3 protein-coding genes are annotated in these 2,776 nt (G+C 61.8%); all 3 read right to left on the bottom strand.

Features of this window, described 5'->3' with window-relative positions:
• Window positions 1-717, bottom strand: a 717-nt coding sequence (locus EN742_RS30745) for an aldehyde dehydrogenase family protein (protein ID WP_128333649.1), incomplete at its 3' end; no start/stop codon positions are given.
• 98 nt (window positions 718-815) lie between these two features.
• Window positions 816-1,415, bottom strand: a complete 600-nt coding sequence (locus EN742_RS30740) for an NAD(P)H-dependent oxidoreductase (RefSeq protein ID WP_128333648.1) — start codon at window positions 1,413-1,415, stop codon at window positions 816-818.
• A 72-nt stretch (window positions 1,416-1,487) separates the two neighbouring features.
• Entirely contained in the window at window positions 1,488-2,540 is a 1,053-nt protein-coding gene (locus tag EN742_RS30735; protein WP_245492431.1) for an ABC transporter substrate-binding protein, read from the bottom strand.
• Between the last annotated feature and the right edge of the window lie 236 nt (window positions 2,541-2,776).

Raw genomic sequence — 2,776 nt, 5'->3', positions numbered from 1 at the left:
GGCGCCGATCTCCGTGGAACCGGTAAAGGTGAGTTTTCGCCCGGTGGCGTTGCTGGTCTTTTCCCCGCCAATTTCGCGGGCCGAGCCCGTGATGACGCTGAACAGTCCGGCGGGCAGACCGGCCCGTTCCGCCAGGATGCCAAGAGCAATCGCCGAAAATGGCGTTTGCGAAGCGGGTTTGAGCACCATGGCGCAACCGGCGGCGAGCGCGGGGCCGGCCTTGCGCGTGATCATCGCGTTCGGAAAGTTCCAGGGTGTGATCGCCGCGACCACGCCGATCGGCTGCTTCATCACCAGGATGCGCTTGTCCCGCTGATGCCCTGGAACGATATCGCCATAGATCCTGCGTGCCTCTTCCGCGAACCATTCGATGAAGCTGGCGCCATAGGCGATTTCCCCTTTCGCCTCGGCCAGCGGCTTGCCCTGCTCGTAGGTCAGGATGCGCCCAAGATCGTCCTGGTTCTCCATCATCAACTCGAACCAGCGACGCAGGATACCGGCTCGTTCCTTGGCGGTGCGCGCCGCCCATTGCTTCTGAGCCCTCTCGGCGGCCGCAATGGCGGCTCTCGTCTCCGCAGCCCCCAGCTTGGGAACGATACCGATCACCTCGCCTGAGGCAGGATCGCTGACCTCAATGGCGTTGGCGGCATTGGCCTCGACCCATGACCCTCCGACCAGGGCAGCTTGCCGAAATAGCGTCTTGTCCTTGAGTTGCATGGATCGTGTCCTCCTGTTCCCATCGTCGAATGTAGCGCATCCAGTCGAAGCACTTAGCTCGTTAAGTAAATGCTTCGATATGTCAAGACTGCCGGCCTTCAGACGATGGGTTCGCCAGTGCCCGCCTGTTGAACGTCATTCGGGTCCCACGGCCTTTCAGGTTGATGGTCGCGCACGAACAGCCGAAAGGCGGCCAAATGCGCCGCTATCGCCTCAGCGGTGTTTTCGTCGCGAAGGATCCCGTCGGCGGCAAATCTGGAGGCGGCGTGGCTGACGAACAGCTCAGGTTTGTTCAGCAAGCGCGCGTCGAAGAAGACCATGATCTGACGGAGGTGGTATTGCATGCGCGCGCCGCCGAGCATCCCTGTAGAAGCCGACTGAAGGGCAACGGGCTTGCCGGCGAAAGGCTTGCTGGGATCTCGGGAAATCCAGTCGAGCGCATTCTTGAGTGTGCCCGGGACGGAGTGGTTGTATTCGGGCGATACCATGATGACGCCATCCGCGGCTGCGATGGCGTCAACCCATCTCGTGACGATCTCGGGCGTTTCCACGATATCGGCGCAGTAGTGCGGAAAGAGTTGCAGGCATTCCAGCAGCGTGAGCCGCATGTCGCCTGGAGCCAGCGCGGCGAGGTTCCGCGCCAGCATCATATTGAACGAGCCCTTGCGAAGGCTTCCGCAGATGACGGCGATATTCATGGCTCACCTGTTGCTTCGCAGACGCTTGGCCTATGCGATAATCCGCCGGCATCGAGGTCGATGGTCGGACCGTTAGTGCGGCAGCGCCTTGTCAGGGTGCAGTCCGAGGTGACCCGGCGAGGGTTCGCCTTTTGCCTCGCCCAGATAGAGCCCTATCTGGGAACGGAAGCTTTCGACGGCCGCGCGATCGGCAAGGAACTTTCCGAAAGCGGTCGGATCGCCGTTCTTGTACTCCCAGATCGGCTTGTAGCCTTCCGGCGGCGCGATGTCCGTGCGCACCGACCACATGTACCAGACGTTCGTCTGCGTATCCTTGTCGAGCAGCCAGCTCAGATAGAGCTTCGCGGCCTCGGGATGCTTTGCCCCTTTGAGGATGGCAGCCTGCTGCGGCCAGGCGACGAAGGGGTCCTCCATCGGCAGCACGAAACGGGAGACTGTGTCCGGGAACGGCACGAGCCCGCCGTCGGTCGAGAAGGTGACGGTGGCCTGGCCGGCCTCCACCATGTCCGTCGGCGCCTGCGTGCCACGCACATAGATCGGCTCCTGCTTGCCCAGTGCATCCACGTAGTCCCAACCGTATTTGTCGACGACCTGCTTGAACCAGAACAGCACCGCGTCGTCGTCGGTCGGATAGGTCAGCACGATCTTGCCCTTGAATTCGGGGCGCAGATAGTCCTTGACCTCGCGCGGCCACGTCGCCTGATCCGGGAGCAGCTTTGAATTGACCAGGTTGGAGAACGCGTCGACGAACACGCCGGTATAGGCGCCGTCGCTATCCTTGAAAGCGCCATAGACCTTGTCCCAGCCGATAGGCTTGTAGGGCTGGAGCACCCCTCGCTTCTTCCAGCGCGGGAAGTTCTGCAGGGTCTGGATCTGGACAATGTCGGGAACGAGCGTTTTCGTCGCGATCTGGTTGTCGATGCGCGCTTCGTGGAACTTCGAATAGTCCACGACCACGTCGAGCACGACTCCGGGAAACCGTTTCTCGAACGCCTTCTTGGTTCCGTCCTGCTGACCGGGAGTGTCTCCGCCGGCATAGACGATGACCCGCCCGCCCTCGGCGATCGCCGCCTTGTGGAGTTGGTCCAGGCTTCGCCGCTCGGGAGATGCGGTTTGTCCCGCCAACGCTTTTCCTGCGTTGGCCAGCACGGCGGAGCCAACGGCCAGTCCCAGGGCTTTTCTGCGAGTTAAATTCACGCTGTCTTCCTTTCAAAGTTCCGTCGTGTTTGGCCCCACCCGAAGCCAGTGGGGCCTGTCAGCCCAGCTGCATGGCCGATCGATGCTGAACGACGTTCAGCAGCAAAAGCAGACAAGCCGAAATGGCGATGAGAATGCTGGCGACGGCCAGCACGGTCGGGTCG

Origin of the sequence: Mesorhizobium sp. M4A.F.Ca.ET.020.02.1.1 (genome assembly GCF_004022645.1) — a bacterium.
Lineage (GTDB): Bacteria > Pseudomonadota > Alphaproteobacteria > Rhizobiales > Rhizobiaceae > Mesorhizobium.
Note: the sequence above shows the minus strand (reverse complement) of the source record. Positions and strands in the feature narration are given on the sequence as shown.

What these genes read in the sequence shown, in the direction of transcription:
- EN742_RS30740 (WP_128333648.1), bottom strand. Translation starts at nt 1,415, where the DNA reads ATGAATATCGCCGTCATCTGCGGAAGCCTTCGCAAGGGCTCGTTCAAT.